The following is a 25,006-nucleotide window of genomic DNA, read 5'->3' as shown; positions in this document are numbered from 1 at the left end:
ACCGAAGGTGGACGGGCTTGAGGTATTGAGGAGGGTTAAATCAGACGAGAGGACAAAGGCGACGCCGGTGGTGGTGTTGACCTCGTCTAGGGAGGAGAGGGACGTGGTGGAGAGTTACAAGCTCGGGGTGAACAGCTACATGGTGAAGCCGGTAGATTTTGACCAGTTTATCCAGGCAGTCTCTCAGCTAGGGCTTTATTGGCTACTGCTAAATCAACCGCCGCGATAATTCAGCAAGCAGTAGGCAGTAAATAGCAGGTAGTAGATAAAAATTAGCAAAGCAAGAGAAAGTAAGAGATGACTCAAGGTCGTAATTACAGAGGTTTTCGGGGTTTTGTTACTAATACCCACTACCTACTACATTAATGCATCGAGATTAATGAGTGTAATGCAGCAAATGCCGATGGTAGATGTGGAATGTCGGATAGCTTGATGAAGAAAGAGTTACGCATTCTCATACTAGAAGACAACCCCTCTGATGCTGAGCTGGTCCTGCGGGAACTACGCAAAGGCAACTTGGCATTCACATCGAAGCAGGTAGATACAAAAGAAACATTCCTTAAGGAACTTTCCGAATTTACGCCCGATTTAATCCTGTCCGACTATTCGCTTCCTTCATTCGATGGTTTGTCCGCCCTAAAAATCGTCAAAGAGAGTTATACGGAACTGCCTTTCATATTCGTTACCGGTTCACTCGGGGAAGAAAGGGCCATAGAGACACTGAAGAGCGGTGCAACCGATTATGTCCTGAAGGATAGGCTATCACGCCTGACGCCCTCTGTCCTTCGAGCCCTACAGGAGGCGGAAGAACGGAAGCACCTCAAACGGGCAGAGGAACAGATACTGCAACAAGCAGACCTGCTCAACATAGCTACAGATGCCATTATCGTCCTGGACATAGAACACCAAGTTTTATTCTGGAACAAGGGCGCCGAGCGTATCTACGGTTGGAAGACCGAGGAAACTGAGGGGAAGAATATATCAGAACTTCGTCTTACCAGTGCTCCCACAGAACTGGAAGAAGCACTCAAAACTGTAAAAGACCGCGGAGAGTGGAAGGGCGAATTGCACCAGATAACCAGGGACGGAAAAGAAGTCATTGTGGAGAATCGCTGCACTCTCGTGCTCGACTCTCAAGGCAACCCCAAGTCAATATTCATCGTAGGCACGGATATAACCGAAAAAAAGAGAATCGAAGCACAGTTCCTTCGTGCGCAGAGGATGGAAAGTATCGGTACGCTTGCCGGGGGTGTAGCCCATGATTTGAATAACGTGCTCCAGCCGATAATGATGGCTCTGGAACTATTACGAAGCAAGTTTACGGATGAACAGAGCCAGGATTGGATTAATACTATACATATTACGGCAGAGCGGGGAGCGAACCTGGTTAAGCAGATCCTATCGTTCGCCAGGGGGATGGAGGGTGAGCATACCATCGTTCAAGTTAGACATCTTATCTCCGAAGTCCAGAAAATCATAAAAGATACATTTCCCAAATCAATAGAAATTTACACCGACATACCCAAGAACCTCTGGACCATCACCGGAGACCCAACACAACTCCATCAGGTCCTAATTAACCTATGTGTGAATGCTAGAGATGCCATGCCCTACGGCGGCAGGTTGAATATCTCTGCAGAAAACCTATTCCTTGACGAAAACTACGTAAGGATGAACATCGATGCCCAGGTCGGTCCGTACATTGCCATTACCGTATCAGATACCGGAACGGGCATCCCTCCGGAAATACTGGATAGAGTTTTCGAGCCGTTCTTCACCACCAAGGAATACGGGAAAGGCACCGGGCTCGGTCTCTCCACCGTATTCGGAATCGTAAAAGCCCACGGCGGCTTCATAAATGTTTATAGCGAAGTGGGTAAGGGAACCAGATTCAAGGTTTACCTGCCGGCGTTTGAAACAGGTGAGACAAAAGAACTCGGGGATAAGAGGACCGAGGAACTACGTTTGGGGCATGGAGAGCTTATACTAGTGGTTGACGACGAGGCAGGGATTCGAGAAATAACTAAGGCCACATTGGAAAAGCATGGCTACAGGGTAATTACCGCAAGTGACGGTGCGGAAGCGTTGGCATTGTATGTGCAAAACAGGCTTGAGGTCCGGGTTGTGATCGTGGATATGGTAATGCCCATCATGGATGGACCGGCGACCATAAAAGCACTTCAAAAGATAGATTCTGACGTAAATATTATAGCCGTAAGCGGTCTTAAAGAGAGCGGGGAATCCGCCGAAGCCGCCGGTATTGACGTAGACGCCTTCTTGACCAAGCCTTACACTGCTGAAACGCTTTTAAACACCCTGCATCGGGTTCTTAACGGGAAAAAATCAACCAATTAGTTTCCAAACCATGTAACAAACTAATCAATTAAATCTGTCCTATTCTCTGACATCTTACACCTCTCCAAATACTTAAATTCAATAATTGCCAAGAATTCCGAATGGCATAACAATTGCCCGATTTAAGCAAGTAATGAGTAATCACTCACTCGCCATGCTAAATCCGGGTAAAAGAAAAGCGACAGATTCAAGAAATAAGATACGTGCTGTAGCTCTGAGACTATTCGTAAACAAAGGGATTAAGAGCACTACTACAAGAGAAATCGCAAAGAGGGCAGGGATAGCAGAAGGGACTATTTATAAATACTTCCGGAGTAAGGATGAGCTTGCCCTAGAGCTCTTTACAACCAATATCGATGTGTTTAGAGAAAAGCTTTCAGAGAATATAGAAAACAAAGACGAACCTAAAGAAATGCTCGACCGGCTAATCCATAACTTCTTCGATTTCGCCAAAAGCCATCCCGAAGCCTATTCTTACATAATGGATGCGCACTACACCGAAATCAAAAAAGTTCCCAAGGATAGACCCAAGCCCAAGGATCTTTTTGTGGAAGCTATACACCTGGGTATTGAAAAAGGGGACTTTAGAAAGCTTGATGAAAACCTGGGAGCGGCATTAGTAATAGGGATGATAGACAGAACGATTCTATTTTTTAATAACGGCTTCATACATTCAGACTACGACAAAGTGGTAGCTGAAGTTGTAAGTTCCACATTTAGGGTACTAGGAGTATAACTATGAGTGAGCGCTCACTAAAAATAAGTGTCAAATTATCTGACCGCTTACACCTCTTTAAAAAAGAGAAACCCAATATTCTGTGGATATTGCAGTTTGGTACAAAGTTTGCTCAACAAAAACAAAACACAAGGAGGAAAAAATAGTGAAAGGAAAGTTCTTGACGATAGCAATGGTGATTCTAATTGCCTTCATCCTATCATGCAAAGGGAAGGAGAACGAGGAATCAGAGGATTTAACTGAGGAAGCAAAGGAGGAAGTAGTTCAGGAGGAGCAAGTAGCAAAAACGCCTCCTCCAATAGACCACGCACTTGCAGAAAAGGGCGAAGAGTTGTTCAAGACCAAGGGATGTACAGCCTGCCACACGATTGGGGGAGGAAGGCTTACCGGCCCGGACCTTGCCGGTGTTACCGAAAGACGCAAGCTCGAATGGATACAAAACATGATCCTTAACCCGGATGAGATGCTGGAAAAAGATCCTATTGCCAGAGAGCTTCTAGCCACATACATGGTGAAGATGACCAATCAAAACGTAGCTCCAGAGCAAGCGCAGGCAATAATCATGTACCTTCGACAGAAGGATTCCGAGAAAAAGGAAGAAGGTAAAGAAGTTGAGAAAGAATCAGAGCATGAATAATAAATTTAATCACTCAAGTTCCCCATATCTTAGAGCATATCATGCCCGTCCCCCGGTTAAACCGGGGGATCGATCGGGCACCCATGAAGAGTTTAATCCTGGATTCCCGCTAAAGCCTGTCCTCGAATGCATTAATCGAGGAACATGCGGGAATGACAGTTCATTTGCTTACGAGCACAGAAATAAACTAACCACAAAAGGAGGTAAGTGAAATGAGAGTAAAAAATATGATGAAGCTCTTGTCTCTCTTTCTATTAGTTATCCTTGCCGGGCTAATTTTCGCCTGCAGGCAAGGGGGAGGAGGGCAGAGCCCGGCAGAGAAGGTTTACGTCCCACCGGGAAAGCTTGATAGCTATTATGCTTTCCTTTCCGGCGGCCATTCCGGTCAGGTCGGGGTATTCGGGCTTCCCTCTGGAAGGCTCATAAGGATAATACCCGTTTTCGCCCCCGATGTGGCCGTGGGATGGGGCATAGATGAAGAGAGTAAGGAAATTATGGGAGGTTATATTTGGGGCGACGCCCATCATCCGGCTCTTTCGGAAACCGATGGAGATTACGACGGGAGATGGTTATTCATAAACGATACAGCCAATGGCCGCATAGCTCGGATAAACCTGAGTAAGTTCGTCACCGAGGAAATCATTACTCTTCCAAACGTAGGGGGAAACCACGCCAGCCCGTTCGTTACTCCAAATACGGAGTATGTGGTAGGTGCAACCAGGTTTTCCATTCCCATACCCAATCGTGACGTTCCAATAGAAAGCTACAAGGATACCTTCGACGGTTTAATTGCCTTTGTCAGCGTGGATAAAGAGACCGGGAAGATGGAAAACGCCTTTCAAATACTCATGCCGCCATTTCATTTCGACCTTGCTGATGCCGGAAAGCAGGTGAGCTACGGTTGGGCGTTTTTCAGTTCCTATAACACCGAAATGGCATATAAAGACCTAGAAGTTGACGCCTCCCAAAAAGACAAGGACTTCATAGCTGCGGTAAACTGGAAGGCCGCCGAAGAAGCTATTAAAGAGGGAAAATTCAAGGAGATAAACGGCGTTAAGGTCATAGACCCAAGAGAGGTAAAAGGCATTGTCTACCTCCTGCCCACACCTAAAAGCCCGCACGGCGCCGACGTCTCCCCTGATGGAAAATGGATAGTGGGCGGCGGTAAGCTGGCCGCGGTTGCCTGCGTACACAGCTTTGAAAAAATGCAGGAAGCTATAAACAAAGGCGACTTTGGCGGAGAGATTATGGGGATACCCATTCTTAAATACGAATCGGTTAGAGAGGCCGAGGTCCCAGTAGGCTTGGGGCCTCTACATACCCAGTTCGACGACCAGGGATATGCCTATACCTCTTTATTCCTGGACTCTGCGGTTGCTAAGTGGAAGCTCGGCACCTGGGAAGTAGTGGATAAGATACCGGTTTACTACAATATCGGGCACCTTGCCGCCGTCCACGGCGATACTGTTAAACCCAGGGGTAAGTTTGTTCTGGCTATGAACAAGATAGCCAAAGGCAGATACCTTCCCGTAGGACCATCTCACCCCGAGAGCGCACAGCTTATCGACATATCCGGCAAGAAGATGGAATTACTACTCGATTTCCCTACGCAGGTAGAGCCTCACTATGGTCAAATAATTGATGCAACACTCATAAAGCCGGTGCTGGTATATCCGCTCGAGGAGAACAATCACCCCCACGCAATAAAGAGCGCAGACCAGGCTCGTGTGGAAAGGAACGGAAATAGGGTGGACGTTTACATGCTGGCAATAAGAAGCCATTTCACCCCCGATCTGCTTGAATTTCAGCAAGGCGATGAAGTTTATTTCCATGTGACCAACCTGGAGCAGGACGTAGATATCACTCACGGATTCGGAATCAACTTCTCCAACGTGGATATGCAAATCGAACCTGGCGAGACGAAGACGGTGAAATGGGTAGCCGATAAACCGGGGATATATCCTTTCTACTGCACGAATTTCTGTTCAGCTCTTCATCAAGAAATGCAGGGATATATACGGGTAACCGCCAAATAAAACTTGTAAACATAAATATCAAGGAAATATAAGGGGCAGTTCATGAACTGCCCCTATCACCCAACAAAAGCCAGTCTAACCACGGAGGTCCAATGTTTGTTCCAAGTCGTCTATCTAAACAATCAAGAATTCTTATATTCATAGCCGCCCTTTTAATTATCCCGGCTATATTTCTGCCGATATGGACTATAACGCTGGTAGCCCCGCAATACCCTCAAGGGATTAAGATGTCCATATACGCAAACAAGTTGACCGAGTATAACCCCGAAACCGGTATTACAAACGATACTCCGAGATTAATAAACGGCCTCAATCACTATGTCGGAATGCACGAGATAACGCCCGATGAATTCAGCGAGTTTCGCTGGCTACCTTTTGCCATCGCCGCTTTTTGTGTATTAGCGCTTTTATCCGCTTTAGTAGGAAGAGGGCTTTTCGCCACTTTAGGATGGATACTATTCATACTTTTTGCTGTCTTTATGATTGGCGATTTCTACAGATGGCTTTACGAGTACGGACACAATCTAAAACCGGATGCAGCGATAAAGATAGAGCCTTACATGCCCCCGGTTATAGGAATGAAGCAGCTTGCCAACTTTAAGGTGATAAGTCTTCCCGGTTCCGGTTCGATACTGATGTTTATTGCGGCAATACTGGGGCCGATAATACTGTGGCTAGAAGCAAGGCAAAGGAAATTATCGTGAGCAATTTAATGAATTCCAGATTTCATAAGAAGAGAATTTAGTTATACAGTTTTTTGTCCCTTCTCTCTTTGCGTTGGAAGATTTGAATGGGGGTATAAATATTAACCCCCAACCTTTAGCCCGTGAGATAACACGGGCTGAATCCTCCCCCGCAAGGGGGGAAGAAAAATTTATGTCTTAATGTTGAATTCATCTACCAAAATAGAACTTGTTATTGGTTTAATTCTGCTTCTTAGCAGCCAGGCGAATTCACTTGCCAGTGAAATCACCGTGGGAGATGGAGCTCCCTACTCTTCTATAACTGAAGCCCTGAATAATTCAAAAGATGGAGACACAATCGTCGTCCGGAATGGAGTTTACAAAGAAAACTTGGTAATAGATAAAAGCCTCCGTCTAATAGGAGAAACCCGGCCGGTAATCGACGGCGACTACCGGGGCGACGTGGTGAGGATCGAAGCAGATAACGTTTTGATCAAGGGTTTCAAAATTATTCGGGGCGGCAGCAACCTGCTCAAAGAAGACAGCGGGATAAAGCTGGTGAATTCAACCGGTGTAACGATCGAAGAAAATGAGATAGAAGATGTTATAATCGGAATCTACCTTTATGCATCTCCGGGTAATACGATCAGAAACAACACATCTTACGGCAGAGCCGATATTACCACCGAAGAAGCAAACGGGAACGGAATTCATCTTTGGAAGTCGCCGAATAACACGATTGAAGAAAACTATATCGTGAAGCATAGGGACGGAATCTATGTAGAGTTTGCGCCGGGCAACTCAATCAGAAAGAACCACTGCCAGGGAAATGCGAGGTACGGCCTTCACTATATGTACTCGGACAATAACACTTTTGAGGAAAACATATTTGAGAAAAACGGGACCGGAAGCGCGCTTATGTACTCTAAACATATCGTCCTCAAGAAAAATACTTTCAAGGATAATCTAGGCCCGAACGGTTTCGGAATGCTCCTAAAGTCTCTGAGCGACAGCCTGGCCGAGGATAACCTGATCGCTAACAACACCGTGGGCATTTTCATGGACGATGCTAATCGAAACATTTTCACCAAGAACGTATTTTCAAGAAACGGCTGGGCAATTGATTTATTCTCCAGCTCCAACAACAACACCATCTACGCCAACGACTTTCTTAATAACACCTTCCAGGTGATGACGGACACAGACCGTACTACAAACAAGTTTTATAACGACTCGACCGGCAATTTCTGGAGCGATTATGCTGGATATAACGGATACGATTTGGACCGGGACGGAGTCGGTGATGCACCCTACAAGCCGGTAAAGCTCCTTTCTTATCTGATGAAACGCTACCCGGACCTCACCGTTTTCTTAGAAAGCCCCGGTTTAAAAGCGCTTGAGTTTGCAGAGAGAGTTCTTCCGGTGCTTAACCCGGTAGAATTAGAAGACCCATACCCACTCATGAATCCATTGGGACTCGAAAAATGATCAAGATTGAGAACCTAGTAAAGCACTACAAAAATACGAAGGCCCTTCAGGGAGTTTCCCTCGAGATCGAGAGGGGTGAAACCTTCGCCATAGTCGGCCCAAACGGGGCCGGAAAAACTACATTACTTAATTCTATACTTGGATTGATACACCCGACTGCCGGTAAAATCACCGTCGATAATATCGAGTTGAGCCGGAATCCCAAGGAGATAAAAAGGAGAATCGGCTACCTCCCCCAAAGAATCGCTTTCCATGAGAACCTGAGCGCTCTTGAAGTAATCGAATTCTACGGGGCGCTTAGAGGTCTAAACAATACCAAGCTGGAGAACCTGCTTGACGCGGTAGGATTGACCGAACAAAAGAATAAAAAGGTGGGAGCCTTATCCGGTGGGATGCTCCAGAGGCTAGCGCTTGCTCAGGCAATTATATCCGACCCCCCTATTCTCATACTGGATGAGCCCACTATCAGCTTGGACCCGGAAGGGCGGGTGGCTTTCAAGAAGCTCATCAGAGAGGAAAAAAACAGAGGAAAGACAATTCTCCTCTCCTCTCATATCCTTAGTTATATAGAAGAACTCGCTGATAGGATTGCCATACTGGTCAAGGGCAAGGTCGTGGCGCTCGACACGTTGGCCGGTCTCAGGACCGAGCTAAAGCTAAACTCTATTCTGGAAATGGTGATTGAGAATCCGAGCCCGTTAGCACTTGAGCTGGTTGAAGATTCAGGTGCTAAAAACGCTACCATGAAGGGTAAAAACCTGAGGTTCTTGATATCCCCTAAGGATAAAACTAACGTGATTAAAACGCTTATGGAAAACGGTTTCGATATATCCGATTTTTGGACCGAAGATCCTTCCCTTGAGGAAATCTTCATCAAATATACGGAGGGTGATTCAAATTCTTGAATCAAATCATTTTAAGAAAATAGTTATTCGACGACATTCCACCTCTACTTTTCCTCCCCACTTGCTGGAGAGAACCAAGCCTGTCCTGAGCAAAGTCGAAGGAGTGGGGATGTATTCATTTATTACCCCCCATCCTAACCTTCCCCCACAAAGGGGGGAAGGAATTAATGGGGGTGTTGATTCTTACATTTACTCCCCCTATCCTAACTCCTTCGATATAACTCAGGACAAGCTTCCCTCGTCAGCAGGGAAGGAAAGAAAAGCTCTATCGGGGTTTAGAGATTACCCTAAAACTATAGCTAGGTATTTCCTAAATCTAATATTGGTGATCTGCCTACCTTTAATACTATTTACCATCGGCTGTCAGCCCGACAACTCCCCTGTCCCCATAGATAAAGGATTGGACATGTGCCAATACTGCCGGATGACCATAACTGACCTTCACTACGCCGGAGAGATTATCGAACGAAAGAGGGCACACAAATTCGACGATATAGGTTGCATGCTGGCCTATGCCCAAACAAATAATCTAGACACTAAAAACGCCAGTTTCTGGGTCATGGACTTTGATAGTCTAAGCTGGGTCAAGGCGGAGGAAGCTAATTACGTCCTATCTTCGGAGATTAAAACCCCAATGGCATACGGCGTAATAGCTTTTAAAGAGCCTTTTAAAGCCAACGACACTGCCGATAAAACCAAAGGAAAGGTTATGCAGTTCCAATCTTTGTTCAACATCGACTGGAAAGCTAGACATGCACATTGAGTTTAAGCCAACCTGGGTGATAGCCAAGAGGGAGTTTCTGGACGCCGTAAGAAACAGGTGGTTCTTCTTTTTCGCCCTGCTCTTTATCCTCCTTGATTCAACCATAGCTTACTCCGGAATCACCGGGGGGAGAAACGACAACTTCTTTAAACCGGCCCTGAGCTTACTCAATCTGGTATTGATTCTCGTTCCGCTTATGTCCCTGATAATGGGGGCGAACAGTTTTACCGGAGCCAAGGAATCATGGGAACTGCTCCTAATTCAACCGATTAGCAGAAAAGAAGCCGTCCTGGGAAAATACCTCGGCCTGGGGGCGGCAATCACCGCAACCATACTCCTTGGGTTCATTTGCGCAGGCATAATTCTTTCTTTAAACGCCGGACTTGATCAAATCCGGCACTTCCTTATGTTAATAGTCCTCTCCATCATGCTGTCCTTTACCTTTCTATCCATAGCCTCTCTCTCCTCGATTATTTTGGGAGAGAAAGCAAAGTCAATAGGAATAAGCTTTATGCTCTGGTTCTGGTTCGTGATCATCTATGATTTTATCCTGGTAGGTTTAACCTTATCTCTGGGAGAAGTTATCGCCGTTCTTCTCTTTCTGAATCCTGCCGATTTAGTAAGAACCACCTTTGTTGCTTCCTTGGGCAGCGCCGCCCTTATAGGACCGGCCGGCGCCGTTCTGAATAAAACATTCGGGACAACTGCTGGCCTGATTCTATCCTTAACCGCCCTCTTTGCTTGGCTGCTAATTCCACTCCTTCTGGCTATATATATCTTCGAGAGAAAGGATATCTGAGTATACCAATAGCAAAATAATTAAAAACCGATAGATGCGCCCTCTAAAACAAGGCTTTTAGACCGATAAAAACGACTTCTTAAAATCAGGCTGCCCTCTTTTATGTTCGCTTTGCAAGCTCCATACCGAACCAGTGGGGGATTCTTTTTTGTTCCCCATCCTATCCGCTTCGACTCTGCCAGATAAGGGGGTAACTGTATAAAGCCTTATAACCTTTGTTCCTTCATGGTGAGCCCCTCGATAAACTCAAGATAAACTCCGCCGAACCATGAACGCCCTTCGACCGGGCTCAGGGCGAACGGGTTTATCTCCTTTCTCCTCTCCCCAAACAAAGAGAAAGAGAAAATCCCTCCAGGTCGTCAATCGCGAGCGTTGTGGTTTCCTAAGAGTTCTGCCTTCGAGGTGGCTCGACTCAGAATGAGCAGACAGTCACCTATTAAGTTCTAATATAACTCAGTTGAAAATGATTAATGAAATAAAAGCCGTTCGTATTAAGCACGGGAATGACAATATCACCACTCTTCACAGGAGTTTATTCCCACACTAGTGTTAATACTGACTGCGGCGAATTACTACATCAGATCCCGCGAAGCAACCTCTTATTTTGGACAAGTTTGATTTGAGCAAATTGCTAACGTAACAAAATCGCACGACTTTTAAAAGTGTTAAGATTAACTAACATCACCAGTCCCCCCCTGAACCCTAGCGTAAGGCAAGGAGACTGGTGACTATCAACTCAGGAAACTTACTTCCTGATTAGTTTCCTTCCCAGTTGCCGCTCCAACACGCTCATTACAGGACAAATACCAATTTAAATTCCATTAGGACCGCACACATTCAATCGTATTTAGAATCGGCCGGATAACTAACCTTGATGTTCAATTTCTTTTCCTTGAGCTTTCGATCTAACTTGTCAAAGTCACAGTCAATAAGCCAGAAGTAAAACGTGTCGTAGCTTTCCCCGGATGAGCTGAAAGATACAACCCTCTCCGAGCACACCTTCAGCACCTTAAGCACCTCATATATGTCGATGCCCTCGGGTATTTTAACCTGGACCCTTACCGGGTCATGGTGAAAACCCAGGAGCTTGAGTAAGCCGTCAATTATATCCGTTACACTGATTATTCCTACGAGTTCACCCTTCCTGGAGACTACAGGCAGGGCATTGAATTTGCAACTCCGAATTATTTTGGCAGCTCCTTCCACTGTTGCATCCTCGGAAATAGTAACCGGACTGGAACTCATCACATCGGCTACGACAACATGATTCTCTTCGGCAATTGCGCCCCGTAAATCCCGGTCTGTAACCATACCCAATAGCTTTCCGTCTTTAACCACGGGCGCCTGACGGAATCGGTTCCGCTTGAGCAAATTGAAGGTAAACTTCACTCCATCTTCCGGCTTGACTACAACCGGGTTTGGAGTCATAAAGTTTTTTACCAGCATCTTCCCTTACCCTCCTGTACCCTGATTTTAAGCTTCTTTATTCCTCCGAGCCTGATAAAGTGCAAGTCCGATACCGGTAGAATTTGCCTGCCCCGACTGGATTTTTAATTGAAGAAAGTGTCAGTTGTCAGATAATGCTACGGGTGTATTGAGACCGGGTTATTCACGCAGTTAAAACTTCTTTTAAGGTCTTTAAGAGTGTTTCCGTCGTGTAAGGTTTGGTCAGGAACGCCGCTATATCGGTATTCTCGACCTTGAGCAGATTGCTATTTTCCTTTAATCCGCTTACCAATATAATTTTTACTGCCGGGTCGATTTTTTTCAGGGCCCGGATGCATGCCGGTCCGTCCATTATCGGCATCACCACATCCAGGACAACGGCTTTGATTTCTTTTCTTTTATTCACGTATAACGCTATCGCTTCGGCGCCGTCGTTAGCCGTGACCGCTTGGTAGCCATTTGTCACCAGTGATATTTTGGCAATTTCGCGAACTGAGGCCTCGTCATCCACGACCAGTATCAACTCTCCATTCCCGGTGGGCAGATTTTCTATTTGCTTCTTCGCCAGATGCCTTGTCTCAGTCGTGTCGGCGGCGGGCAGATATACGCTAAATTTGGTTCCTTTGCCCACCTCGCTGTAAACGCGGACGAACCCGCCGTGGTCTTTCACTATTCTAAACACCGTAGAAAGACCGAGGCCGGTGCCCTTACCGGGTTCCTTGGTGGTGAAAAACGGCTCGAAAATTCTATCTATAATTTCCGAAGGGATCCCTACTCCACTGTCTGTAACATCTATAACTATGTACGGGCCGGCCTTAGCTTCGATGTTCATACGGGCATAGTTTTCATCGGCTATGAAGTCTCTGGCATGTATTTTCAAGGCTCCGCCATTCGGCATCGCATCGCGGGCATTTACGCAGAGATTCATCATAACCTGGTGGAACTGAGTCGGGTCTGCGGAAATAGGCCAAAGGTCCTTGGGCACATCGGTGGTAATCTCGATTGATTTGGGGAATGTCTCTTTCAAAATCTTGTCAATTTCAGAAATAATGTGCCTTACCTGAATAATCGAATGTTCGCCCTCGGCACCTCGGGCAAAAGAAAGAACCTGTCTGACTAAATTAGCTCCTCGCTCGGCGCTTGCTTCCAGAGTTTCTATGAGACCGATGCTCTTCTCATCCGAAAATCTCATTCGTAGTAGTTGTGATACCATCATTATCGGCTGGAACACATTATTAAGGTCGTGGGCTATGCCGCCAGCCAAGGTACCGATACTCTCCATTCTCTGCGACCGGAGAAACTCGCTTTCAAGCCTTTTCTTTTCAGTGATGTCCGTGTTTACTATGAATATCGACTTTGGTTTCCCTCGTTCGTCCCGTACTATGGTCCAGTGGCTATCAACAGTGATTTCCCGGCCGTCTTTAGTTACCTGATGTAGCTCGCCGGTCCACTCTCCTTTTTCGATCACGTCCTTATGGGCCTCGAGTACCGGAGAAACTTCCCCCCTGAACAAAAATCCGATGGCATTTTTGCCGACGGCTTCCTCCGCCGTCCAGCCGTACAGACGTTCAGCGCTCCTGTTCCAATACATAACCCGGTGCTCCAAGTCCCTGACCATGATGGCATCCCTGGCCACGTCCAACAGGGTTGCCTGCTCCCGTATCTTCTCTTCGGATAGCTTTCGCTCGATTGCTTCTGCAAGTACATTCGCCACGGTTTGAAGGAAGCTAATATCATCACCGGTGAATTTCCTTAGCCTGGTACTATGCGCACCCAAGACACCAAAAGGTTTGTCATGCCCGGCAACGATGACACTGATGCCGCTTAATATTCCGTGGTCATGCAGTAGTGGCGGGCCGTTGAATCGTTTTTCCGTGCGAAGGTCCTCGACGACCACCGGTTCCCCGGAAAGGAGTGTGTAACCCGCCTGTGATTCTGTCTCCGTCCCTATTATCGAGTGTCCTACGCATCCCTCTTTCCAGCCTACCCCGGCTCGCAATATGAACGCCTGGCCGTCCGGAAGCAATTCCAACACCTTGCAATACTCCACCTCCAGTGTCTGCGCTACCAGAGAAACAACCTCGTTCATCAAATTAGGAAGATCAGTCTCGGCCAGGGCGATTTGACCTAATCGAGCAATCGCTGTCTGCAGACGCACATGAGATTTGATCAGTTCCTCCGCTCTCTTGCGCTCGGTGATATCCCGTTTCACAGCAATGAAATGGGAGACCTCGCTGCCACCGAAGCGAACAGGGGTTATCGTCATTTCCTCGATATATAAGCTCCCGTCTTTTCTTCGGTTAACCATCTCACCTTTCCAGACCTGGCCGGAAATGATGGTATTCCACAGATTCTGATACAAGTCGTTATCCTGTTCACCAGATTTGAATATGCGCGGGTTTTCACCGATAAGTTCCTCAGCCGAATACCCGGTTAGACGGGTAACAGCCGGGTTGACCCAAACTATAGTTCCTTCCCGGTCAGTGATGACAATTCCATTAGCCGCAGCTTCGAGCGCCGTTTTATGCAGGTGTAACTGTTTCTCATTTTGCATGCGCTCACTTACATCCTCTACAATCCCCATCCCGCCTACCACCTCTCCATTAACATCTCGCAGCGGTGAGAGGCGGAGCGATAACCATAACTTAGCCGTGCCGGTAGTTGCCTCATAAAAACCTTCGTAATAAGAGGATTGTCCTTCCAATACCCGGTATAGTGCCGGTGTAAAACTTTTATCCCTCAGCTCAAGCAAGTTGAGTCCTATGAGTCTATTAAAATCGGACCCCATTATTTCTACGAGACGTTTGTTACACTGAGTAATATTGAATTCCTTATCAAAGACGAATACCCCAACCGATGATTGTTCAAAAAGGACGCGGTATTGCTCTTCTCTCTCACTGAGCATCTTTGCCTGCTGTGCATTCTTTATGGCAGCTTCAATCTGCTGCGCCACTATCTCCATCAGCTTTAACTCTTCTTCATCGAATGCGTTTTTCTGAAGAGAATGTACGTGTATGCATCCTACTACCTTATCCTCAATTCGAATAGGCATGGATAAATAGCTCTTCGTACCGGCCAGTTTCCCGGCAGGCCCGATGATACTGTCCTTTTCTACATCCGCTACATACCGTGGCTTTCCGTCTATGATTGTTCTCCAGGAAGCCCCTTTCGGAAAAGGTATCCTTGCCACCCGTTCCACATAAGAGGCTGAATAACCTCGGTAAGCCTTGAGTACTGCCTCTTTCCCTTCAACCAGATAAACTGAAACGTTATCCGCTTTATCTATGTTTTTTCTCATAGACTCTACGGCGTTTTCGAGCACATCTTGAAGGTTAATCGACCGATGTATGCTACTAGTAACGGTGCCGATAATCTCCCCATAGCGGGTCTTTTTACCTAGTCGGGCTACATTCTCTTTGAGGTCGCCTTGAATCAGTTTGCGCTCAAGATAGGCATTCAGCATCTCGGACAGGGAGTTGATCAAACTCCGCTCTTCTAACAAAAAAGGCCCTTCATGCTCAGACGGCCTTTCTGCCAGGTAAACAACCTCTACCACAACGCGTTTGCCATCTCCGGTTTCAAAGTCGGCACTCTGTACCCAGGGGGTGGGATAAAAGTTAGGTGTTGTAAATTCATGCTTGTCGAATATAATTCGGGCTGCCGTTATCTCCGGATACTGCCAGGCGGAAGGAAGAATATAAGTTATCTCCCCGAGAACCTCGGCTGTGTTTTTCTCCGTGTCTTGCAGAACCCGTGATATCTTATGAAGGGCGGTAAGTTCTTTTACCCGCTTGCCGAGTTCATCTTTAATCTTCTCCCTTTCCTCTTCCAAGAGCTTCCGCTCCGTGACATCGTTATAGACCAGTAGCAGTATTGGGGGGGCATTACCGTCTAGACGGGTAGCCCGCACGCTGAACCAGCGCTTTTCACTCGGGCCGTGGCAAGGGTATTCCGTATGAAATTCGTCGCTATGGCCGGATATAATCTCACGGATACCATTGGTAATCTCTCTTAGTTCCACTTGTGAATCAGTACTCCCCGATTCACAAACCTCCAGATAGTTCATCCCTACCCCATGGTTTGATACGACAAGATGGTCGGAAACGACGAGATGGCTAGCTTCCGCATAAAGACGCCATGCCTCATTAACAAAAATAATCTTTCCAGAGTCATCCAGCATGGCAATGCCGACCGGCAACCCGTCGAGCACGGATTTAGTCAAACGATCCATCCCGTAGACCAGCTCGTTTGTTTCTTCCGGTTCGGTAGTTATTAATGCCTTTAATACCCCATCACTCATATCTTTCTCCAATAAAATCGAACCGACAGCCCATCAGAAGTCCAACACCTATGTAGTCTCGTTTGAAGTTAAGTTCGCCCTATATGAATCTTGCGGCATGTACATTTACTCAAATCCCTTTAGACGTAATTGTGCTTTCGCTGTCATTATTAGGTTGGCAAGATATGTGCCAGGAAATCTATATTAAAGATGTTATGTAATTGATTGAATTTAAAGACAATTTGTTAGATTCACAAAACCGGAATCAGAGCAAACAGACTACTTTAGGGTGTAAGAGCATATACGTCTGACGAAAATTGTCTTGAAATGAATTACAAGGCTATGGAGAACGATCTATAACAAGCTCTTTATATCTGCCAGAAGCTCGTCCATATCGAAGTCGGTTCCTCTGTAGTGCTTTCTTATCCTTCCCTTTTCATCGGCCAGGCTTATGCGGTTCTGATGGGCTATTTCATATGCGGTTTCTCCCTTTTCGGAGACCATTACCGGTCCTTTTATAGCTTCCATTCCGGCCACTTTAATCGTTGAATCAACAGAGTCCTTATCCCCGGTCACGAAAACCCAATTTGTTAAATCTAGATTCATCATTTTAGCGTGTTGCTTTAGCGCTTCCGGCGTATCCCTTTCCGGGTCGAGCGATATAGATACGAAATACACCTTATCCTGGATCCCGCCTTCGTTGAGCTTTTTTTTGAATGCGTTAAGCTTTGCACTTATGATATGGCAGATATCCGGGCAGTTTGTGTATATGTAGCTTACCACCAGAACCTTTCCCTCTACGTCTGAAAAACTGAACTCCTTTCCGTCCTGATTTATAAGGGTCGTATCAGGGAACTCACCCTTGACCGGGAGCTTAGAATTACTACAACCGAGGAGAAGTAGCAGCAAAAAAACAAGAATTCCTTTCTTCATTTTAAAATATTCTACCTAGATTTGGGGCGCTGATAAGCTTTATATTTTTGACGAATAAAAAATGAACCACCCAGCCTACAAGCCGCAGAGTATCAAGACATGCGTAAGCACTCTAACATGTCATTGCGAGGAGCAAAGCGACGAAGCAATCTAAAACAGGAAAAAATGAAGAGATTGCTTCGCTACGCTCGCAATGACAGCGGAATTCATTGTGGAAAGCCACAAGGAATTCTCAAGTTAAAAACTATAAACCATGGTGCACCGAATGCACAGTTGGCACTACTTTAAACAGAAGAAGCACCATATTCGCTAATCCGACCGTCACCAGGATCACCCCGGCTATTTGATTCAATCTCGAAGGAACTCTGCCGAAAAATTTTTTATAAAAAACGGCAAATAAGGTCAGTGCAGGAACCGTCCCCAGCCAGAAGATCGCCAGCAACATTGCACCGTATAGAGCATCTTTAATAGCGATAGCGCCAAGCACAAAAACGTAAAGCCACCCGCAGGGAAGAAAACCGTTGACCATGCCTATCGTGAACGACTTTACTGTCGGGTTTTGGGTCCTGGCCCACTTTGCCGGCATAAATAAAAGCGAGGTTAACTTCTTGGAAAAAGATAAATCTAAGGCTTCTTGCCTTATCAGTTTATATCCGGAAAAGACCAAGAAGATGGAAATTATAACGGCAGAAGCCATCGACACAACCTGGTATTTACTGGAAAGTAGTGTTTCTCCGAAATAGCCGGCTAGGGCTCCCAACGAAAGGTAGCTTAGAAGTCGGCCCAGGTGGTAAAGAGGGAGATAGCCGCTGTTATTGTTCACGGCTATAGCAATAGGACCGCACATGGACACACAGTGAGAACTTCCCAGGAGGCTAGCTATCAACACCCCCACCGGGACGGACAGATAAGACCACTGTCCGATTAAGTGGTTAAAATGACCTAGGTCCGACAAGTCTTAGATCCTTTTCAAACTTTATCTGATTTTTCTCCGTATCCACAAAGATGAGCTTTATAGACTGGCTGCCAGTATCCTCAGTTATTTCACCAGGAAATTTTACGAAGAAATGGGCGGTGAGGTCTTTTCCCGCTTGGAGATGAAATTTATCACCGGGGGAGATAACCTCGATATCTTTCTCTTTCCATACATCGGGAACTGCCATTCTTAAGCTCACATCATCAAAACTCTGGTTCTTCATGTGGACTTTAAAGTGATTAATAATCTGGAGATCGCTGATTTCTTCGTCAGTCTCCTTCTCATCATCTTCATCATGCCTTTCCCTACCAATAACTTGGTATGGCGTATCCTTCCCCCTCAAAATAGTCACCACTATATCTTCCCGTCTGGATATATTAACTGCTAATAACGATACCGCCAGAACCAACATTACCGAGTAGATTGCCACTCTAGGTGTTAAAAACTTGGACTTCATTCCCTTCAAGCTGTTCCCGGTGGCGTATCTGATGAGGCCCCTGGGCTTTCCGATCTTTTCCATGACCTCATCGCAAGCATCTATGCAAGCCGTACACCCGACGCACTCCATCTGCAAACCCCTTCTGATGTCTATTCCGGTAGGACATACCACTACACACTTATAACAGTTAATACAGTCTCCCTCGGCCTCTCCGGGTTTTGTAGTTCCCCGGCGCGGCTCCCCTCTCACCGGGTCGTAAGATACCGTCAGCGAGTCGTCATCCATCAACACGGATTGAAACCGGCCGTACGGGCACATAATGATGCAGAACTGCTCCCTGAACCACCCGAAATCGAAAAGCAAAACCGCGGTTATAAAAGCCATTATTAAAAACACAGTCCAATTCTCGCCGGGGTTGTGTTGGGTCATCTCTACGAGCCTTTCTGCACCCACGAAGTAGGCTAAGAAGCTGTGGGCAATGATGAGGCTTATGACGGTAAAAAGAATCCAGGTACCCGAGTATTTGAGAAGTTTTTCCCCGCTTATAGGGGCCTTAGCCAGATTCATCTGCTTTATATGGCTTCCGATTACCCAGTACTCTATTCGTCTGAATACACCGTCTATGAACACCGTTTGAGGGCAAGCCCATCCGCACCAGATCCTTCCCCATATCGCCGTCACGAAAGCCAGTCCGAGACAAAGGGCCGCAAGCAGGAAGAAGATTAGAGGGCCGTCATGGGCCCAGAATGTCAGTCCGAAAATGGCGAATTTCCTCTGCGCTATGTCCAGGAGAACTGCCTGATGGCCACCGATCTTGACCCAGGGCAGGAAAAGAAAAAAAAGGATAAGGATAACTTGGACTATCGTTCGGTAACGCCTGAATATCCCCTTGACCTGAGCCGGAAATATATAGACCCTCTTTCCGGTCTCATCCATCGTTGATAACCTTTCTTCCGGTAAGTGCCTTTGGTCCAGTACCTTCATTTGTACTCTACTTTTTCTCCTTGAGGAGGCTTTGCCCCTTCCGGGTTAGTTCCATGTAAGCTGTAAACATAAACTGCTACCTCCTCCACAAGGTCGGGGGGTATAACCCCCTTCCAGGGAGGCATACCTTTATCCAGCACACCTTCATTAATGACACCTAATATTGAAGATATGTTTCCGTTACCATGTATCCAGTAGTCATCGGTAAGGTTAGGTCCGATGATGCCCTGCCCTTTGTCTCCGTGGCAGGCAGCGCACTTGGCCACAAACTCTGCCTTACCCTTCGCCAAGACCTCCTGGTCGTTCACCAGAGCAACTAAATCCTCTTCCGACTTGACCCCCTTGGCCTTCTCCGCTTCCACCCTTACGGATTCGATAGCGCTCATTTTTTTGGCAAGTTCCTGGTCAAGGGTGGGACCTCCCAGGAATTCGTAGTATGCGAAATATATGACGGAGAATACTATGGTGATGTAGAAGGTCATAAGCCACCAGCCGGGGAGCGGGTTATCCAATTCCCTTATGCCGTCGTATTCATGACCTTCTATTAATTTATCCTCGCCCGGTTTAGTATCACTCATTCTTATCCTCCTCATTCTCTAATGGCAATCGCTCAAGTTGCTTGTAAAGCTTCTGGTTAGGTTTCAGGTTTACCCAAATTACCAAACCTATAAACACCACCAGGAATATTATAAGAGCGATAACTACTGACCCCGTATTTTGGTAGTAGGAGAGCGCTATTTGTTTAATTGGGACACCCCCTCCGCACTGGTCTTTTTGCCCAGGGCTTGCAAGTAGGCAATCATGGCGATCACTTCGGTGTCTTTTACTTCGGTAAGCGATGGATCTTGACTTAGAAGTCCCTCATAGACCCTCTCCGCTTCCTTCTGTGCATATATATCCGCATTAGCCACCGTATCATCGTCATAGGGAACGCCAAGCCGCTTCATGACGCTTAGCTTCTTTCTAAGGGAGAGGTAGTTTATTTTCTTATGGGCAAGCCACGGATATGACGGCATAATCGAGTTTGGAGTAATCTCCCTCGGGTCTATCATATGACGGAGATGCCACATGTCTGGATACTTCCCCCCTACCCTGGCTAAATCTGGACCCGTTCTCTTAGACCCCCACTGGAACGGCCGGTCATACATGGATTCTTCTATAGTGGACGGCTGGCCGAAACGGAGAACATCAAATGGCAATTTCCTGACCATCTGGGAGTGGCACACATAACAGCCCTCCTTTACATAAATGTCCCTTCCGGCCAGCTCAAGCGGAGTGTACGGCTGAGTTTTGGATGGGGGAGGCAGGTATTTGTATATAGAAAGGGTGGGAATAATCTCTATAATCGAGCCTACGGCTATGGATATAAAGAGTAATACCGTAAATATGGCCCCAAGCGCTTCGAGCTTCCTATGGCCCGTACCCAGCGAAACGTGCTCGCCCTCTCTAGCCGGAACCTCGACCGCGGCTGCCTTTTCCTCCTTGGGAGCAGTTTTAATGGTCATCCATACGTTATATATAAGGAGGAAGAAACCGATTAGATAAAGCAGCCCGCCCAGGAATCTCACGTAATATAAGGGGACGATCCTCATGACCGTCTCCACGAAATCGGGATAAACCAGTTGACCCCCTTCGTCGACGGCTCTCCACATTAAACCCTGGGTAATGCCGCTAGCCCACATGGATATGTAGTAAAGAAGAATCCCCAATAGGCCAATCCAAAAGTGGGTGTTCATCAGTTTATGGCTGTATATCTTGTTGTTCCAGAGCCTGGGGACCAGGTAGTAGATGATTCCGAAGGTGAGAAAACCGTTCCATCCGAGCGTGCCCCCATGGACATGGGCAATAATCCAGTCGGTATAATGAGCAAGGGAATTCACCGACTTTATTGACAGGAGCGGCCCCTCGAACGTGGACATTCCGTAGAAGGTCACGGCCACGGCCAGAAACTTGATTATGGGGTCGGTGCGGAGAAGATGCCAAGCTCCTCTTAATGTCAGGAGTCCGTTTATCATCCCTCCCCAGCTTGGCGCCCAGAGCATGAGGCTGAAGAGCATTCCCAGTGTCTGCGCCCAGTCCGGAAGAGCAGAGTTGAGCAGGTGATGGGGACCGGCCCAGATGTAAAGAAAGACCAGAGACCAGAAGTGGATTACCGATAACTTATAGCTGTAAACCGGCCGGTTGGCTGCCTTGGGAACGTAGTAATACATCAAGCCAAGGAAAGGAGTGGTTAGGAAAAATGCTACAGCATTGTGTCCGTACCACCATTGAACCAGGGCATCCTGTACCCCGGCGTAAACCGGGTAGCTTTTGAAAAAACTGACCGGAATCTCTATGGAATTCACGATGTGCAGTACGGCAACGGTTATTATCGTGGCGATATAAAACCATAAGGCCACATAGAGGTGTTTCACCCTCCTCATGGCGATGGTGCCGAAGAAGTTGACCGCAAACACTACCCACACAAAGGCGATGGCAATGTCCAGAGGCCATTCCAGTTCCGCATATTCCTTACTCTGAGAATACCCCAGCGGAAGGGTTATAAGAGCCCCCAGAATTATAAGCTGCCAGCCCCAGAAGTGAATCCGACCGAGAATGTCCGAGTATAACCTTGTTTTTAGCAGCCTTTGCATCGAATGGTATATCCCGGCAAAGATGATATTCCCGCCAAAAGCGAAAATAGCCGCATTGGTGTGTAGGGGACGGATCCTTCCAAAGGTCAGCCATTCCAGGTTGAGGTTGCCCTGCCAAAACGCTAACTGCAACGCAGCCAGCAAACCTACCAGAAAAGCGGCCGTCCCCCAGAAGATGGTGGCCAGTATAAACTTTTTTACTATGTCGTCGTCATAGATAACCCTTTCCATAATTCCGCCTCCGACTTCTTTCCCATCAGGCATTTAGCTATTCCTCCTGGTTATTGCTTTCATTCTTTCTTCCATCAAAGTCGTCAATCAACATCCTTTGGCCCGGGGTGGTAAGGTCATCATACTGGCCCTTTCTGGTGGCCCATAAAAAGCCCAGGAGAAAAACCAGGGCGAGCGTTAATGAGATACCCAGGGTCAGGAAAATGACGTTCATGAGTAAACCCTATTCTTCTCCTTTGCTTTGAGGACACTTTTCCCATATAGCGCTGAGCTTATCAAGATAAGAGAGCTTAAGGGCATCAGTATCGCTGCGATTAAAGGACCAATAAATCCGAGCAAGGCAAAGGCGCCCGCGGTCAGGTTATAAACAATGGAGAAGGTTCTATTGCGGCTCGTCGTCCTAATTGAGGCTTCACCATGGTCTAACAAGTCGATGATGGTGAAAAGGTCGTTATTCAAAACATAGACGTCTGATACCTTAAGGCTTTCCTCCACGCTCCCCTGTATGGCCACGCTTATATCCGCCGATGAAAGCGCACCAGCATCGTTTAATCCATCTCCGACCATCATCGAATTTTTGACGGATTTAACAATCTCTGACTTCTCCTCCGGGGCCTTTTCCCAAAATACGTTATTTAACCCTATTGACAGCTTCTCCGAAACCTGCTTCACGTTGTTTTCTCTATCGCCCGAGAGAATAAATATGTTGAGCTTTCTCGCCTTAAGCTCTTCGATCACGTATTTGGCATCCTCCTTAATCGAATCACCCAGTAAAATTTCGGAAAGAAGCTCTTCGTCCTTATAGATGAGTATCCTTGTGGTTATGACCTGGTTTAAGTTATTCTGGCAATTCAGTTCTCTATCCGATATGAATTTGTAAGTGTGGCCATTGACCCTTGCCTCTATTCCTTTTGAATAGATGTGCCTATATCCCTCCACCACGGGCAAAACCAGTTTTTTATCGGAGAGATGGGTCACAATGGCCCGGGCTATGGGATGGCTCGATTCTTTTTCAATAGCCAGAACAGCTGCTTGGTCTTCAAGGGATAAGGCTTCAACATTCCAGTTAAGTATCCTGAATACCCCCTTGGTTAAGGTGCCGGTCTTGTCAAAAAAGACGTTTTTTATCGACCTTACCTTCTCAAAGACCTTTGAGTCCTTGACCAGAAAACCGCTTTCGACCGCCGAGCTTAAAGATAAGCCCAGGGAGAGAGGAAGGGCAAAGACAAAAGCGCAGGGACAGGCAATTAACACAAATGCCATCACCCTATTCAATCCCTCGGATGGACCATAAACAGCAGAAATCAAGAGAAAAGATAGGACGGCAATTATACCCACTAGTGAAGTGAATGCCGTGGCATACCTGTCGCTGTAGGTAGAGAAACTGATTTTACTCTGATAGTTTTTTTCAACCTCGCTCAGAATCTTTCCGATACGTGTTTCCTCCCCGGTTCTTACCACTTGAATTACGGCCTCTTCGGATTCCAACACCGAACCGGCGAACAGCTCATCGTTCTTGAGGACGGTTTGGGGAATATTCTCCCCGGTAAGCACGGAGAGGTTTAGGAGTGCGCTTGATGATATGAGAGTGCCGTCTACCGGGATCCTTTCTCCGCCTCTAAGCTTGACCTTATCCCCTATTTTAAGGTCGGTTATAGGCTGGAAAAAGTACTGCCTGTTCTTCTCATCCCATACCAGAATCCGGTTTGAAGGAAAGAGGTTTCTGCCTAATAGCCGTTTGCCGGATACCCTTTCCTGGACGCTTTTAAGGAAATAACGGCTGGCTAGTAAGAGAAAAATGAAAATGGTTATCGAGTCGAAGTAAACCCGGTCGCTCCCTTTGAAGAAATTGTAGGCGCTCAGGAGAAAACCGACCGCAATGACAAAAACAACCGGTATGTCCACCGTGGCGCGCTTTACTTTGAGAGACGAGAGCACACCCTTATAAAATGGAAAAGCGCTGTAAGTAACTACTGGAACCGACAGTATAAGACTCAAGAGGGTGAAAAGTTTGGCGAATACCCCACTTGCTCCGGCGTATATAGCCGCAGAGAGGAGCATGATATTTCCGGCGCAAACCGCTGCCACGCCCAGCCTGATAAGAAACCTTCTGTTCTCCCGGTCCTGGAGTTCCTCCGCCTCTTCATCAATCCTGAGGGGATGGGCCTTATAACCAAACCGTCTTACGATTTCCGGGAATGAGGAGAATCTCCTCTCATTTTTGAATTTCACCTCAGCCACGTTGGTAGACATATTGAGCGAAACAGATTCAATGTCAGAAACAGTTCTGGGGATTCCTTCAATCAGCCATAGGCATGCGGCGCAGTGAATCCCCTCGATGTAAAAATTCATGGTTAGCGACGATCCTTCGGTTGTGTAAAGTTTTATGAAATTATCTTGATTGAGATACTCATAGCTCTCCGAAGAATCGGGGTCAATGGGAAGCTGATTTTGCTCTCCGGATAGAGCTTCCCTCAGTTTGTAATAGCCGTCTAGTCCAAGGCGATGCAACAACTCGTAAACAGATAGGCAGCCCCGGCAACAGAACGCCTTGCCTCCTGATTCCACTACACCCGTGGCGCCAAGCTCGTTTCCGCAGTGGAGGCAGTGGGTTTGTTTCAAGGGTAGATTCTCAGATGTACCTGATATAGACTGGCGTGCCCTATCCTCTCCTTCTTTCACT

At 46.8% G+C, this 25,006-nt stretch carries 20 protein-coding genes; 10 read left to right on the top strand and 10 right to left on the bottom strand.

The window, feature by feature from the left end; all coding sequences use genetic code 11:
* From VNN20_13610 to VNN20_13565, 10 genes are all read left to right on the top strand, one after another.
* Positions 1 to 229 (top strand): response regulator (locus VNN20_13610; protein ID HWP93225.1); only part of this gene is annotated, 229 nt, incomplete at its 5' end.
* A gap of 203 nt (positions 230 to 432) precedes the next feature.
* Positions 433 to 2,355: a response regulator gene (locus tag VNN20_13605; protein ID HWP93224.1), complete on the top strand. Its 1,923-nt coding sequence runs from the start codon at positions 433 to 435 to the stop codon at positions 2,353 to 2,355.
* 133 nt (positions 2,356 to 2,488) lie between these two features.
* Positions 2,489 to 3,091 carry a TetR/AcrR family transcriptional regulator gene (locus tag VNN20_13600; GenBank protein HWP93223.1) on the top strand — a complete coding sequence of 201 codons (603 nt, stop codon included), beginning with the start codon at positions 2,489 to 2,491 and terminating at the stop codon, positions 3,089 to 3,091.
* A gap of 145 nt (positions 3,092 to 3,236) precedes the next feature.
* Positions 3,237 to 3,728, top strand: a complete 492-nt coding sequence (locus tag VNN20_13595; protein HWP93222.1) for a cytochrome c — start codon at positions 3,237 to 3,239, stop codon at positions 3,726 to 3,728.
* 212 nt (positions 3,729 to 3,940) lie between these two features.
* On the top strand, positions 3,941 to 5,764 hold the full coding sequence (gene nosZ / locus VNN20_13590; protein ID HWP93221.1) for a Sec-dependent nitrous-oxide reductase: 1,824 nt from the start codon (positions 3,941 to 3,943) through the stop codon (positions 5,762 to 5,764).
* 92 nt (positions 5,765 to 5,856) lie between these two features.
* Entirely contained in the window at positions 5,857 to 6,468 is a 612-nt protein-coding gene (locus VNN20_13585; GenBank protein HWP93220.1) for a hypothetical protein, read from the top strand.
* Positions 6,469 to 6,648: 180 nt separating this feature from the next.
* Complete coding sequence (locus tag VNN20_13580) at positions 6,649 to 7,935, top strand: nitrous oxide reductase family maturation protein NosD (GenBank protein ID HWP93219.1); 1,287 nt, start codon at positions 6,649 to 6,651, stop codon at positions 7,933 to 7,935.
* Positions 7,932 to 8,840: a heme ABC exporter ATP-binding protein CcmA gene (ccmA, locus tag VNN20_13575; protein HWP93218.1), complete on the top strand. Its 909-nt coding sequence runs from the start codon at positions 7,932 to 7,934 to the stop codon at positions 8,838 to 8,840. Before VNN20_13580 ends, ccmA begins: the two co-directional genes overlap by 4 nt.
* A 109-nt stretch (positions 8,841 to 8,949) precedes the next feature.
* Positions 8,950 to 9,603: a nitrous oxide reductase accessory protein NosL gene (locus VNN20_13570; GenBank protein ID HWP93217.1), complete on the top strand. Its 654-nt coding sequence runs from the start codon at positions 8,950 to 8,952 to the stop codon at positions 9,601 to 9,603.
* Complete coding sequence (locus VNN20_13565) at positions 9,593 to 10,402, top strand: ABC transporter permease subunit (protein ID HWP93216.1); 810 nt, start codon at positions 9,593 to 9,595, stop codon at positions 10,400 to 10,402. The genes VNN20_13570 and VNN20_13565 overlap by 11 nt, the downstream gene beginning before the upstream one ends.
* 206 nt (positions 10,403 to 10,608) lie before the next feature.
* On the opposite strand, the gene VNN20_13560 is transcribed toward VNN20_13565, so the two are convergent.
* The 10 genes from VNN20_13560 to VNN20_13515 form a co-directional block, all read right to left on the bottom strand.
* Entirely contained in the window at positions 10,609 to 10,734 is a 126-nt protein-coding gene (locus VNN20_13560) for a hypothetical protein (protein HWP93215.1), read from the bottom strand.
* A 505-nt stretch (positions 10,735 to 11,239) separates the two neighbouring features.
* Complete coding sequence (locus tag VNN20_13555; protein HWP93214.1) at positions 11,240 to 11,848, bottom strand: CBS domain-containing protein; 609 nt, start codon at positions 11,846 to 11,848, stop codon at positions 11,240 to 11,242.
* A gap of 163 nt (positions 11,849 to 12,011) precedes the next feature.
* Positions 12,012 to 16,148: a PAS domain S-box protein gene (locus VNN20_13550; protein HWP93213.1), complete on the bottom strand. Its 4,137-nt coding sequence runs from the start codon at positions 16,146 to 16,148 to the stop codon at positions 12,012 to 12,014.
* Positions 16,149 to 16,481: 333 nt separating this feature from the next.
* Entirely contained in the window at positions 16,482 to 17,060 is a 579-nt protein-coding gene (locus VNN20_13545) for an SCO family protein (protein ID HWP93212.1), read from the bottom strand.
* 244 nt (positions 17,061 to 17,304) lie between these two features.
* Entirely contained in the window at positions 17,305 to 18,015 is a 711-nt protein-coding gene (locus tag VNN20_13540; protein HWP93211.1) for a sulfite exporter TauE/SafE family protein, read from the bottom strand.
* Complete coding sequence (gene ccoG, locus VNN20_13535) at positions 17,993 to 19,459, bottom strand: cytochrome c oxidase accessory protein CcoG (GenBank protein HWP93210.1); 1,467 nt, start codon at positions 19,457 to 19,459, stop codon at positions 17,993 to 17,995. The genes VNN20_13540 and ccoG overlap by 23 nt, the downstream gene beginning before the upstream one ends.
* On the bottom strand, positions 19,456 to 20,037 hold the full coding sequence (locus tag VNN20_13530) for a cbb3-type cytochrome c oxidase N-terminal domain-containing protein (protein ID HWP93209.1): 582 nt from the start codon (positions 20,035 to 20,037) through the stop codon (positions 19,456 to 19,458). Before VNN20_13530 ends, ccoG begins: the two co-directional genes overlap by 4 nt.
* A gap of 156 nt (positions 20,038 to 20,193) precedes the next feature.
* Entirely contained in the window at positions 20,194 to 22,356 is a 2,163-nt protein-coding gene (gene ccoN / locus VNN20_13525) for a cytochrome-c oxidase, cbb3-type subunit I (GenBank protein HWP93208.1), read from the bottom strand.
* A gap of 4 nt (positions 22,357 to 22,360) precedes the next feature.
* On the bottom strand, positions 22,361 to 22,537 hold the full coding sequence (ccoS, locus tag VNN20_13520; protein ID HWP93207.1) for a cbb3-type cytochrome oxidase assembly protein CcoS: 177 nt from the start codon (positions 22,535 to 22,537) through the stop codon (positions 22,361 to 22,363).
* Positions 22,534 to 25,006: heavy metal translocating P-type ATPase (locus VNN20_13515; GenBank protein HWP93206.1), on the bottom strand; the 2,473-nt coding region annotated here is incomplete at its 5' end. The genes VNN20_13515 and ccoS, both read right to left, overlap by 4 nt.

The sequence above is a fragment of the Thermodesulfobacteriota bacterium genome (assembly GCA_035559815.1).
Lineage (GTDB): Bacteria > Desulfobacterota_D > UBA1144 > Nemesobacterales > CSP1-2 > DATMAT01.
This window is presented reverse-complemented; position numbering and strand designations above follow the sequence as displayed.